At 53.8% G+C, this 11,926-nt stretch carries 10 protein-coding genes; 6 read left to right on the top strand and 4 right to left on the bottom strand.

Annotation, left to right across the window (positions count from 1 at the left end; translation table 11 throughout):
* Positions 1 to 51: 51 nt before the first annotated feature.
* Entirely contained in the window at positions 52 to 1,773 is a 1,722-nt protein-coding gene (locus SH248x_RS04545; RefSeq protein ID WP_459557332.1) for a GxGYxYP domain-containing protein, read from the bottom strand.
* Between the two features lie 128 nt (positions 1,774 to 1,901).
* A complete protein-coding gene (locus SH248x_RS04540) occupies positions 1,902 to 3,269 on the bottom strand; it encodes an arylsulfatase B (RefSeq protein WP_459557331.1) in 1,368 nt (455 codons plus the stop codon).
* A 381-nt stretch (positions 3,270 to 3,650) separates the two neighbouring features.
* Here SH248x_RS04540 and SH248x_RS04535 point away from each other — a divergent pair, with 381 nt between their 5' ends.
* Both SH248x_RS04535 and SH248x_RS04530 read left to right on the top strand, forming a co-directional pair.
* Positions 3,651 to 4,517 (top strand): alpha/beta hydrolase family protein, encoded by an 867-nt coding sequence (locus SH248x_RS04535; RefSeq protein WP_459557330.1) that lies wholly within the window; start codon positions 3,651 to 3,653, stop codon positions 4,515 to 4,517.
* A 38-nt stretch (positions 4,518 to 4,555) separates the two neighbouring features.
* Entirely contained in the window at positions 4,556 to 5,395 is an 840-nt protein-coding gene (locus SH248x_RS04530) for a DUF1801 domain-containing protein (RefSeq protein WP_459557329.1), read from the top strand.
* 154 nt (positions 5,396 to 5,549) lie between these two features.
* On the opposite strand, the gene SH248x_RS04525 is transcribed toward SH248x_RS04530, so the two are convergent.
* Complete coding sequence (locus SH248x_RS04525; protein WP_459557328.1) at positions 5,550 to 6,440, bottom strand: hypothetical protein; 891 nt, start codon at positions 6,438 to 6,440, stop codon at positions 5,550 to 5,552.
* A 183-nt stretch (positions 6,441 to 6,623) separates the two neighbouring features.
* Here SH248x_RS04525 and SH248x_RS04520 point away from each other — a divergent pair, with 183 nt between their 5' ends.
* Positions 6,624 to 6,770 (top strand): hypothetical protein, encoded by a 147-nt coding sequence (locus SH248x_RS04520; protein ID WP_459557327.1) that lies wholly within the window; start codon positions 6,624 to 6,626, stop codon positions 6,768 to 6,770.
* Here SH248x_RS04520 and SH248x_RS04515 read toward each other — a convergent pair.
* The gene (locus tag SH248x_RS04515) at positions 6,759 to 7,328 is read right to left on the bottom strand and encodes a sigma-70 family RNA polymerase sigma factor (RefSeq protein WP_459557326.1); all 570 of its coding nucleotides are present in this window, start codon (positions 7,326 to 7,328) and stop codon (positions 6,759 to 6,761) included. The two genes, SH248x_RS04520 and SH248x_RS04515, sit on opposite strands and share 12 nt — an antisense overlap.
* Before the next feature lie 389 nt (positions 7,329 to 7,717).
* Between SH248x_RS04515 and SH248x_RS04510 the strand changes: the two genes are divergently transcribed.
* From SH248x_RS04510 to SH248x_RS04500, 3 genes are all read left to right on the top strand, one after another.
* Positions 7,718 to 8,800 (top strand): DUF1559 family PulG-like putative transporter, encoded by a 1,083-nt coding sequence (locus tag SH248x_RS04510; protein ID WP_459557325.1) that lies wholly within the window; start codon positions 7,718 to 7,720, stop codon positions 8,798 to 8,800.
* Between the two features lie 68 nt (positions 8,801 to 8,868).
* Positions 8,869 to 10,254: a sulfatase family protein gene (locus SH248x_RS04505; RefSeq protein WP_459557324.1), complete on the top strand. Its 1,386-nt coding sequence runs from the start codon at positions 8,869 to 8,871 to the stop codon at positions 10,252 to 10,254.
* Positions 10,255 to 10,335: 81 nt separating this feature from the next.
* Positions 10,336 to 11,865 (top strand): alkaline phosphatase family protein, encoded by a 1,530-nt coding sequence (locus tag SH248x_RS04500; RefSeq protein ID WP_459557323.1) that lies wholly within the window; start codon positions 10,336 to 10,338, stop codon positions 11,863 to 11,865.
* Positions 11,866 to 11,926: the final 61 nt, after the last annotated feature.

Below are 11,926 nucleotides of genomic sequence, written 5' to 3'. Positions count from 1 at the left end.
TCCCGACTTAAACTGGCCAGTTCATGCATCGATTGAACGAACGCCAACATGTTACTTGCCGGTCGTTGCCTTCAACGACTGCAGATACACGTCCGCGAGTTCTTCCGGCAGAACCCATTCGACTTCGCCTTCGATGCCGTCCATCAGCTTTTTCATCTTCTCCATGTCGAACTCCCAGTTCTGGATGAAGACGATGCCGAATTTCGGGTCGCGTCGACGCAGCATGCGAGTGACCTGTTCTTCCGTCTGCTTTTCCGGAACCGCGTCATTCAGGAAGTGAAACGTCGGGATGCCATCGGTCAGATAAGGCTCATCGCGCCACCATTGGCGTCCGTAGCCTTCCATCAGGCAGGTCATCCCTTTGAGCTCGCGGGCGACGTCTGCAAACTGCGTCCCTCCTCGCTCGCCGACGATTGTTCCCCAGTACCAGCGCAGGTTCAGCTTCTCATTGAACTGGTTGGTGAGCTGATGATACTGCTTCAAAATCTCCTGCTGATGCGAGCCATACGCTTCCCCGTAGTGGAGAGGGTACATGTAGCCGATGCCGCTGACAGCACAGCCGAAGGAATCCATCGGAGTCAGCGAGTCGTAATAATAATCGAGCAGCGGAGCATGCAGCTGCAGCATCGCAGGCCCCATGGTCCACGCAACCGGGAACTTGCCACGCAGCGGGCTGCGCCAGTATTTCTCGGTCGGCATGAAGTCCAGCCAGAGATTCATGTTGTCCCCGTCACTGACGAGGATGCACAGGTAGCGTTTCGCGGGATCGTAGGTCAGCTTGCGAGTTTCCAGATGCTTCAAGGGCTGTGTTTTGTGATCCCAGCCTGTCCAGACAGAGAGGTTCGTATGCCAGTCTGTCGGGACCAGGAACTTGCCATGATCGGAGAGCAGTTTGACCCCTAAGCCCTCACCAATTCCCGAGTCTTTGCCCCCACTGTTTGGATAGCCCAGAACCGGGATATTCACCGGCATCTGCTTGAGCATTTTCTTGAAGTCTTCAAGATCATGATTGGTTGTAAAGTCGTCCTGATAATCTTTGTTCGAGATCCAGAACGTAAAAATCTTGTGCTCGACGAGGTAGTCCCGCAGATGCCCGTTGATGTTCGGCGAAAAGATCGCGATCGCTGACTGATTCATCTGCGGCCAGAGGTTTTCCCACGCCCACTGGTAGGCTTCGATGTTTGTTTTCCAACGTCCTCGGGTATCTTCCACAGGGTTCAGCTTGTATTTCTCGACATCGGATGGATAGGCCATCGGGATGCCGCGAACTGAGGAGATCATCGTCGCAATATTAACGCTTGCCGGGAATGCAGGATCGATGACGACTACATCGCGAATCTGATACTGAGCTAACAGGCTTTCGATCGACTCGATGGGAGTATGCGACTCGACGTAATCTTTCTCTGTCAGCCAGTCGAGCCAGACCCGATCGATCGGCTCACGTCGACCTTCTTCAACAATTGGATTGATCCGGTTCCGACTGAGAATCAGGTACAGCTCCGGTTTCTCTCGATTCACCAGTCCTTGAATCGAAGCTACCAACGCCTGCGTCTCACGTGGCAAGGCCACGGCATTGAAGACAAACAATTTGTCAGCTGGAATTGCAGAGCGAGGAAAGACAGTTGGCAGCTGATCGCGACTGGCATCAACTGACCGTGAGGGGTAGACAGGAGTGCCAGACGTTTCCTGTCCTTGAGTCCCGTCGGCAGATGCCATCAGCATGAGCATCATCAAGCCAGCGTAACACAAACGAACGAAGCAGTTTGATCTCATCGTCAAAGTTATTCCCATGAAGATTGCGTTTTGATCTCATGAGATTAGAGGAGGACCTGGCCACCAACAAGACACGAGAGGCATTTTTCCCCATGCCTCTCGCTCCACGTTTCGGATGAATTCACAAATCACTGTTGCCCGTACACTGACGGCACTGTCCAACCTGGGGGCTTCGCATCCCCTTCGTTGTGAGGCTTGGCAGCCGATGCTTCGAGCACTTCGTAACGGGCGATCAGTTCTTTGAGTTTCTCGGGCTGCTTCTCAGCGAGGTCCGTTTTCTCTCGGATGTCTTCCCGGATGTTGTAGAGTTCATAGTTGCCGGTGGATTCATCACCTTGGTTGCGGGCACGACGTCCCTGTTTCTTCACGAGTTTGTAGTCCCCGATGCGGATGGCCCCGCTGTTGGGAGCAATATTGAGCACGGTCTCCGTTCGTGGCGACTTCGCGCCATGGGCAATCACATCCCAGACATCGTGACCATCCAGTGGTTTTGATTTCGCTGTCGATCCGCCAGCAATTTTGATCAGAGTTGTGAACATGTCGACGATATGAATCGGCTCATCGACGACTGAACCCGGGGTGATCTTGCCTTTCCAGGTCGCAAACGCCACCACACGAACGCCTCCTTCATACACAGAGAACTTCCCGTCGCGGAGAATGCCGTTGTTGGTCAGTTTGCCTGGATTCGGTCCGCCATTGTCACTGGAAAAAAGAAACAGTGTGTTCTCGGTCTCGCCGATCGCTTCCACAGCTGCGACAACTTCGCCGACGGCTTCATCCATAATGTGAAGCATCGCCGCGTATTTCTGGCGATTTCCGGTCAACTCGGGATACTGCTCAATGACACCGCCGGGAGCTTGAAATGGCGAGTGGACGGCGTTGAACGGGACGTACAAAAACAGCGGCTTGTCGGGATTCTTCTCTTTGACGAGTCGGGCCGCTTCTTTCCCCAGCAGCGTTGTCGAATAGCCTTTGTCATAATTTGGCTGATCATCTTTATGCCAGTCGTGCCCGCCATCGCGGTCATGGGTGTCGTAATCCAATGCGCCGTTGTAATGACCATACTGATGCTCGAACCCACGCTTCGTCGGCAGATACTCCCGCTTGGCATGCCCCAGATGCCACTTGCCAACGATCGCTGTTTCGTAGCCGACTTCTTTGAGTGCCTGCGGCAGAGTGTATTCATCTGTGTTGAGTCCGTAATCGGCCCAGGGACGCACGACGCCAACTTGAAGTCCATAACGAATCGGATAACGTCCAGTCATCAGGCAGGCCCGAGTCGGCGAGCAGACTGGCTGCACATAAAACTGAGTCAACTCCGCTCCACTTTTGGCAAGCTGATCAAGGTTCGGAGTCTTGATCGGGCTTCCACGCCAGCCGACGTCGTCTCGTCCCAGGTCGTCCGCCAGGAAGTAAATGATGTTTGGCTTCTTCTCCGCGGCCTGCGCAATACCTCGAATGTCCGAGAAGACTCCCACCGCAACGACGAGAGTCATTGCACCTCGTAACGAAACCAGCGAACGCATTGACGAGCAAAAATCCATGGAGAACTCCAAACACGAAACCAACGAAAGGGATCTCTCGAGACGGTCGCCCGACAATGATCTGCCGACGCCGTGAAACAGGACGGATCCGCGAGAGGCTACAGAGAAGTCAGGCTTCCCAAGGACGATGTCATCCAGTTCAATCAGTTTGGCAACATTTATGTCTCACGCAAGTAACGCGAGCAAAAGCAGTTATTCACGATGACTTCATGGAAGCATAATTCCGTGAGTAATAAAAACATGGGAAATCATTTCCGAACGGGGTGATCGTTCATTTATGCTAGGTCAAATTCAAATCACACAGGATCTGAATACCACATTGGAAAGAGTTCGATGACTACCAAGACACTTCACAAGCTGACCGCATTCCTGCTGTTACTCCTCCTGACAACCGAAACCAGATCCCAGGAACCTCTCGCGGGTAAAAGTAAGGAAGTGATCTACGGCCACAAAGACGGTCTCGCGATGACGTTCGATGTCTTCGAGCCAGACGTTGAGCCAAATGGAGCCGCCGTCGTCTTCATCGTCAGTGGAGGCTGGTTTTCTAAATGGACACCACCTGCGCAAACGCGAATCGCGATGGGGCCGTTTCTCGCCGCCGGATACAAAGGCTTTGCTGTCCGCCACGGCAGCAGTCCGCGTTATTCCATTGCAGATGCTGTTGCCGATGTGAAGCTGGCGATTCGCAATATCCGTCGTGACGCCAAAGACTATGCGATCGACCCACAACGAATCGGCGTCTACGGCATGAGTGCAGGCGGCCATCTGACTCTCATGCTCGCGACCACCGGCGACGACGGAAATCCCAAAGCCAATAACCCACTCGAAAAGGTGAGCAGTCGTATCAAGACCGGAGTTGCCTTCGTCCCGCCCAGCGACATCACCAACTACGTCTGGAGTACACCAGGACTGGAAGACCAGTACCGCCAGTTCCCCGGGCTGAATATCACGCGCGAACAAGCAGAGGCTGTCTCGCCTTTATATTTCGTGACCAAGGATGACGCCCCCTGTCTGATCATGTCGGGCGGCAAAGATACGCTCGTCCTTCCCGAACAGGGACGCTGGATCCACGAGAAGATGGACGAGATCGGCGTCGAGAACAAGTTTGTCCTGTACGAGAACGCCGGTCATACTCTCGGAAGTGATCTCCCCGCTGCCGTCAACGAGGCGTTGAAATGGTTCAACGAGCATCTGAAATAAATCGTCGACGCGATCATTCTCCTGCAAGGATTCGACGGATGCCGGTAAGGAAGACGTCAGGCAAAACAGCGACGCAGTCCTCCGACTGGCGGGATGAAATGCTCGACCACATACGAGCACTCATCCTCGAAGCAGATCAAGAAATCACTGAGGAACGCAAATGGGCCAAGGCGAGCAATCCGTCCGGCGTTCCTGTCTGGTCGCGCAGCGGGATCGTCTGCACGGGTGAGACCTACAAAGAAGTCGTCAAACTCACCTTCGCCAAAGGCGCTTCGCTGCCCGATCCCGAACAGCTGTTCAACGCCAGTCTTGAAGGCAACGCACGCCGTGCGATCGACATCCGGCAAGGCGAGAAACTCGACACGAAAGCCTTCAAAAACCTGATCCAGTCCGCAGTCGCATCAAATCTTCAGGCGACCTCCATGAAACGAAAACCCGCGGCGAAACCAGTTTCCCCAATCACGACCACCAACAAAGTCGTCCTCCTCTCTGGCGGTAATCCTCAAATCGCCAAAGCTGACGGCGATGCTCCGGTGCAGGCTTATATCGACGCCATGCCCGGCTGGAAACAGCGTGTCGGAAGACGGGTCGACGAACTCATCGTGCAAACACTTCCAGACGTTCAAAAAGCGATCCGCTGGAACTCGCCGTTTTATGGCGTCGAAGGTAAGGGCTGGTTCCTCAACGTGCATTGCCTGACCAAATATGTCAAAGTCACCTTCTTCGACGGCATGTCCCTGAATCCAATCCCCCCTGGCGGGACTGCAAAGAGTAAAGAAGCCCGCTGGATCGACATCTACGAAGCGGACACTCTCGACGAAGCGCAGTTCACCCGCTGGATCAAACAAGCAGCGAAGCTGCCAGGCTGGAAGCCATGATTCGACGTCAGTCACACAGAAGACAGAGCCGTGATAATTACGCAATGAGAACGGACTGATACTGTTGATGGTCAGACTGAGAGGACCATTGCAGACCGCCCAGCCAGTCTGAAAACCGCGGTGCTCCTAGATGTGGTCCACATTACCTGCCGCATTATTTAACCGGAGCCACGGCCTGAAAGGTTTTTCCAAACCGCAGTTCGTCGATGTCGGTCGAGAAGTTGGCATTGATCGTGACGCCATCGAACCGAAAATCTGGAACCGACAGACGCAGTGTCGCGTCTTCCAGTTTCGGCTCGTCACCCAAAGCAGGGTTGATCCAGACCGCTGCGTCTTCTGCCCCCGGACGAAACTCCAGTCGCGTCACCAGAAAGGTCATCTCTCCCGATGGCACGGCGCTCGAGCGCAGATTGACTTGGGCGCCGGTTAAAAGTCCCGTCGCCGTCCAGTTCCCGGAGGGTGCAGCGCCAACCTTTCCAATGCGAAATCCTGAGACTTCACGCGAGCCAACCTGCAGATACGTGAACCGATTGTTTGATGCCGTGCTGTTGTAAGACTGCGCAAGAAAGCTGAACCAGATCACTGCCCCATCTTTTCCCAGTCCGTTTTCATCTTTCATCTCGTTCGGAAAAGCAGTCAGATCGAATTTGCGAGACGTCAGGGAACGCGACCCCATCGCGGTTCTCATCTGCAAGCCGGACGTCTGCAGGACATGTCCCTGAGCATCGGTATGCCCCAGAGGACTGAACTTTCGCATGTCCTTGGAATCCCAGTTCTCCTGATTGGCATGATCCACAATCACAGCGACTTTAGTACCGGCTTCCTGCCATGGCTCGGACCATCCCGTCCCGCCCGCCAGCCCCTGTAACCCTCCGGTCGTCGGCCATGATTCATCGTCATGTGTTGTGACTGGGATCGATGTCGCAGGGTACGCAAACCCATCATAGGCATCTGCATTCACGACAGGTGGCGGGACCGTGGGACGTATCACCCACAAACAGGCGACGATCACCGCCATGATGATGCCCCCGCCTGCAACCAACACTGTTCGCCTCCTTCCAACAGGAGATCGGATAGGACCTGGGAGTGTAGCAGTGTGAGAATGACTCAGTTCTGTGAAGGATTCGACATCGGCTGCTCCGTTAATCACCAGATCAGTGCGATCACTGAGGACCGGCAGTCGTTGGGCATGCAAACGTCGACGCAAAAATGAGTGCAGAAAAATACGGTGAAATGCACGCTCGGCGTGCTGCGGATGATCTTGAAGCCATGCCCTCAGCCCTTCGATCTGCTCATCGGTCAGATGAAGATCATCCAGATGAGCGTCAAGCAGTTCGAAAGCTTCCTGGTCTTGCATTACTGCTCACGCCTCTAACGCAGACTGAGTGGTCACTGCCGCTTGAGCACATTCCGTCAATGTCGTACGAATCCTGGTCAGGGCAACGCGTACATACTGAACCGACATCCCAAGGCGGGCACCGATCTCTGCAGAACTCATCCCATCGGCATATCGGAGATTCAACATTTCCCGCGAGCGCCCAGTCAACTTGTCTAAACACTTTTCGATCGCAACCTGTTCATCCGACAGGCCTTCATGAATCTTGACGCACGCCTCTGCGAGGGCATCCATCGAGTCCCCCACCAGGACAACCTGACGTCGTTGCTGTTTTCGGTAGAACTCTGCGATCTTGATTTTCGCGATCCAAAGTGCCCACGGCAGAAAAGGCCGCGAAGGATCATAGTCATCAAATCGTTCCGCAACCTCGACCGCAACTTCCTGAAGCAAGTCTTCTGCGTCTGAAAACTGCGGGACTGATGCCGTCAGGAACGCCAGCAACGAGGCTTGGACTGTCCCCCAGTTTCTGGCTAAGAACGCGCGAGAACTCGCCGCAGTCATTGCCTGATTGGGGGCAGAGTCGTTTTCAGATGTCACCGTTAAATCCCCCCCCACAGCGATCTGAGTTCACCGGCCAGTTGGGAAATCATGGAAGTTTTCCGGAAAACCGGAACCATAAACATGTGCACGTGGGCAGCCACCTATGCTGGTCGTTTGAATGTACCAAGCCGACACCTGTCTAAAATAGGCTGACTGTTAATTTGCTGTGAAGATAATGATTTCCATGATAACAAACTCTGGTCCCAAGGCGACATTCACGCGTCGACCAAGCAAGGCATCTCGGTGGCAACCGCAACAAACAATGTCACCCTTGTCATCTTGAACGAATTACCCCTAACGGAAACAACGCTCAACAGCTTTGAAACTTTTTCGTAGCGTCCGGCTGACATTCTGCCGTATTGATGAATTCATGACAGGAAAAATAAATGACTGCCCAATCTCACTTTGTTAAGTCTCGCCAGACGCAACTCAGTTCCGATCGTTGGACAACAGCCATGCCGGGTTCTCATGGCTTTACTTTGATTGAGTTATTGGTCGTGATTGCGATTATCGCTACCCTCGTGGCTATCCTCCTGCCTGCTGTGCAACAAGCCCGCGAAGCCGCACGACGTTCGTCCTGCAAGAACAATCTCAAACAGATTGGCATCGCCATCCACAACTATCACGACATCTTCAACTGCATTCCGATCGGGTATATCGACACGAACGGGTCAACGACATCCAACGCCGCCACTCAGGACGGCGGATGGAGCTGGGCAGCGCAGCTCCTGCCACAACTGGAACAGTCAACGCTCTTCGAGCAGTTCGATTTTCGCTTTCACCCCCATGGAACACAGGCCAACGAAGCACGCAATACTGCAGCATCTGCCAATCCTCTCACGGTATTCTCCTGTCCGTCGGACACCAAGCCGCCGACACGAAAATCAGGCAGCACGGATCCCGCAGCAACCAGCACCGCGAACGGGATTGTCGATGCGATCGCAACCAGCAGCTATGTCGGAAATAGTGGCCCATTCAACGCCCAGTTCTGCAACACAGCCAATCCAGGACTGCAAAGCGAGCGCTCGATCGGCGCATTTCGAGTCAATAAAGGTCTCAACTTCAGAGACTTTACGGACGGCCTGTCGAACTCCATGCTCGTTGGAGAAACATACTGGGAGCAGACACGAAACACATCCATCTATGGCGCCTTAGCGAACGCAGGCGGCGCTGACTGCACCGATCTTACGGAGTATCGAACCAGCCCATACAACCACGTGCGTTCAACGAATACATTTATGAACGCAACGAAGGCCCAATACCCAGACAAGTATCACACCGCGTTCTCCAGCCCACACAAAGGGGGATGCCAGTTTCTTCTGGGCGATGGTGGCGTTCGATTCATCGGCATGAGCATCGAAAACACCTCCTCGAATTTCAACGACCCCGGCGTCTCCGCGAGCGGTCCATACGGACTGTATCAGCGTCTCTCAGCGATCGCTGATGGACAAGTCATGGGTGAGTTTTAATTGACACTGACTACTTCCATCTTTCTTCACCGTCATCACAGAAACCGTTACAAGAGAAATCATTTCCCATGCTGAAATCAAATATCAGACGTTTCCCTGTCATGCTTTTCGCCCTGCTTACCAGCCTGGCGTGCTTTGTTCCGGGACAGCTGAGTGCAGAAGAATCCAAGCCCAATTTCCTGCTGATTCTGGCCGATGATTGCGGTTGGGGTGAATTCGGTTTCCAGGGTGCATCGGACGTTCCGACGCCTCATATCGATTCCATCGCCGCTAAAGGGGTGAAATTCACACAAGGCTATGTTTCCTGCCCGGTCTGCAGCCCGACACGCGCCGGCCTGATGACAGGACGCTACCAGACCCGATTTGGCCACGAATCCAACAGCGGGATGAAAAAGCTAGGTCTGAATGTCGACGAGAAAACAATCGCTGATCGACTCAAGCCACTGGGATACGACACTTGTGCCGTCGGGAAATGGCACCTCGGGGAAGTCAAAAAATATCACCCGCTCAAACGTGGCTATGACGAGTTCTACGGCACACTCGCCAACACGTCCTACTTTCATCCCAAATTGTTCGTCGATTCAAGACAGTCTCCTGATGTGATTTCCATCGACGACGATCAATTCTACACCACCGAACAATACGGCCTTCGCGTGACCGACTGGATCGAATCACATCGCGATAAGCCCTGGTTCATCTATCTGCCGTTCAATGCCCAGCACAATCCACTGGAGGCTCCACAGGCCTACCTGGACCGGTTCTCACACATCGAAGATAAGAAACGACGAACCTTCGCTGCAATGATGTCCTGCATGGACGATAGCGTCGGCCGCATTCTCGATAAAATCCATGAACTGGGGCAGGATGAAAACACATTCATCGTCTTTCTGTCAGACAATGGTGGTCCCACCAAGTCGACAACGTCCAGTAATCTGCCACTGCGAGGCTTGAAGCAAATGGTCTGGGAAGGAGGCATCCGCGTCCCCTTCTGTATGAAGTGGCCAGGACATCTGCCGGAAGGAAAAGTCTACCAGGACCCCGTGATTCAGCTCGACGTACTCCCCACCCTCATCACTGCGGCCGGTGGCAAAGTCGATCACGATTGGAATCTCGATGGCGTCGATCTGATGCCCTACCTGACCGGCAAAAAGGCCACACCGCCGCACGAATCGCTGTTCTGGCGATACGGCGAGCAATGGGCAGTACGTCACGGGGATTACAAACTCGTCGTCGGTGACGAAGGCAGTGGCAGTCCTGAGCTTTACGACCTCACCCAGGACATTTCAGAAAAGCAGGATCTCGCCACACAGCAACGCGAGAAGGTCAAAGAACTGCAATCCCTCTATGATGCCTGGAACGCAGAACAAGCCGAACCTCAGGCAGAGATGGGTACGAGTGACAAGAAACCCAAAAAGGCCAAGAAAAAAGCCGCTCGTGATAATGATGAAGATTAAACCCAGCGACAGTGTTAAAGTATTTTGAGATAAAGTCGCTAAAACATTGCCTCAATAACTTTGTGGATTCATTCACCTCTCATGAAACTCCTCATCCTGATCGCAACGCTGTTTGCTGTCCCGGCAGATCTTTTCGCCGACGAATTATCTTCTCCAGCCGGGAAGCCAAACATCCTGTTCATCCTGACCGATGACCAGTCGCCATTGGATTTGAAAGTTTATAACCCTCAGTCAAAGCTGGAAACTCCCCACATCGACCGCCTGGCCGCTGAGGGGATGGTTCTCGACAGAGCCTATCACATGGGCTCGTTCAGCGGTGCTGTATGCACTCCTTCTCGCCACATGATCATGAGCGGCCGCACGGTCTGGCATTTACCGATCGGCCCGACCGGAAAAGAGAATTGCCCAAAGAACCTGGACGAAAATACGATCCCCGCCGTCTTCAACCGCGCCGGCTATGACACGGTCCGAACCTGCAAAAAGGGCAACAGCTACGAAGCCGCCAACAAGCATTTCAAGATTCGCCATGACGCCACCAAACGCGGCGACACTCCCGAAACAGGGAGTGCCTGGCACGCCGAGCATGTGCTCGATTATCTCAACCAGCGCGCCTCACAAACCGACCGCGCCCCCTTCCTCATCCAGTTTGGCTTTTCTCACCCACACGATATCCGCAACGGGACACCGGAACTGCTGGCAAAATATGGCGCTACCAATCACACCGACGAAAACAGCTTGCCAACATTCCATCCCAACCAGCCACCCCTTCCGTTGAACTATCTGCCAGAACATCCCTTTCCAAACGGTCACGCAGACGTCCGCGATGAAATCGAAGTCCCCGGCGTCTGGAAAAACCGCGATCAACAGACCATTCGCAACGAACAAGGTCGGCTGTTTGCTTGCAGCGAGAACATCGACATTCAAATCGGCCGCGTGTTGAAAAAACTCGACGAGCTGGGAGAACTCGACAACACTTACATTATTTACACGTCCGATCATGGCATCGCCGTCGGTCGTCATGGTCTCCAGGGGAAGCAAAACCTTTACGAACACAGCTGGCGTGTCCCTTACATCGTCAAAGGCCCCTGCATTCAACCTGGCACTCGAGCAACAGGAAATGTTTACCTGCTCGACACCTTGGCAACCTTATGTGATCTCGCCGGTATCCCAGCACCCGACAGCAACGAAGGCATCAGCTTCAAGCCCGTACTGGAAGGAAAAGCCCAGACCGTCCGTGATGTCCTCTACGGCGTCTACAGCGGCGGCGACAAACCCGGCATGCGCAGCGTCCGTCAAGGTGACTGGAAACTCGTCAAATACGATGTCGATAACGGACGCGTCCACAAAACCCAGCTCTTCAATCTCGCAGACAATCCACACGAATTGCTCCCTCAACACCATGACCCCGCCGTAATCGCGTTGACTGGCTACACACCGACTGCCCAACAAACCAATCTTGCAGACGATCCCCAATACGCCGGGAAACTTGCAGAAATGGAAGCCCTGCTCCACTCGGAAATGCGTCGCCTGCACGATCCTTATCGGCTCTGGAATCAGCCGACCGACGACTTGCCTGCTCCGAATCCCAAAGAGAAACCCACCAGAAAATAAGAGCCGCGATCGCTTTTCAGAAGCCGTTTGAATGACAGAATCTCCGTCTGCAAATTGTCGC

The organism is Lacunimicrobium album (assembly GCF_052161635.1).
Taxonomy (GTDB): Bacteria; Planctomycetota; Planctomycetia; order Planctomycetales; family Planctomycetaceae; genus SXPC01.
The sequence above is the reverse complement of the archived record's forward strand: the minus strand, read 5'-3'. Positions and strand labels throughout refer to the sequence as shown.